Annotated in this window: 1 pseudogene; it reads right to left on the bottom strand. The window is 43.7% G+C overall.

From position 1 onward, the window contains the following. Positions 1-533: 533 nt before the first annotated feature. Positions 534-861, bottom strand: a pseudogene (locus tag DUT91_RS26470) (hypothetical protein); the annotation flags it as partial.

Raw genomic sequence — 861 nt, 5'->3', positions numbered from 1 at the left:
TTTAAAATACCTGATCCTGACCGTCTTGTGACAAGGGGGTCAATTCACCGTGATTTAAGAATGGTTATTGCTTTTTCAGAAGTTAAATAAAGGTATGCGATAATAATATCTGACGCAAAAAACAATACTGGTATAAAAATATAGTATTTCAATTCAAATGTCGGCAAGCTGTCGATAAAAGAATTATATGATGCATGCCATAATGTGCAAAAAACTACTGCACTTTTTAAGAACTTAGTTCTAAGATATATATAGCTCGTTGCGACATGTAAAAACTTAGAACAAAACAATATGAAAAATGATCCAATAAATACCGTCCATATAGATGCGCCCAGGTACTCAAGGTGAGCCGACACGATGGGCAAATCGAATATACCCTCCAGGACGGCAAACAGAAAAATGCTTGCAACAGCATTTATAGTGTTCATGCATGATCTTACAACTAAGACTTTGATCATCTCTTCAATAAAGGCGAACAATAGTATTTGAAATGTCATTGCAAATGTCCGCTACTATTGTTCGCCGCTTAGACGCTAATTTCCGTGCCCCCCAGAACCGCCATTCTGGTTGCCAGCACGATTGCCACCGCGGTCACGGTTGCCAGCATCTCCTTTGCCAAACCCACCATAGTCACCCATAGCTGTATAACCCGTTGAATCCGGGGTTCCTCCGCCTTGGTAAATGCGTCCCAGTGCATTTGTGAGACGCCCTAAAATAGAATCTTTCCATCCAGGGTTATTGCCCGGCAGTTTCGATGCTTCAACTTGACCATCGAAGCTGTATCCGTTTCCGGCGCCTACTCCCGCGCCCTTGCCACGAGATTGCGCACCAGAAGAGGACCCGCGTCCGCCGCTATAGGCA

The sequence above is a fragment of the Paramesorhizobium salinisoli genome (assembly GCF_003335045.1).
Classification (GTDB): Bacteria; Pseudomonadota; Alphaproteobacteria; order Rhizobiales; family Rhizobiaceae; genus Paramesorhizobium; species Paramesorhizobium salinisoli.
This window is presented reverse-complemented; position numbering and strand designations above follow the sequence as displayed.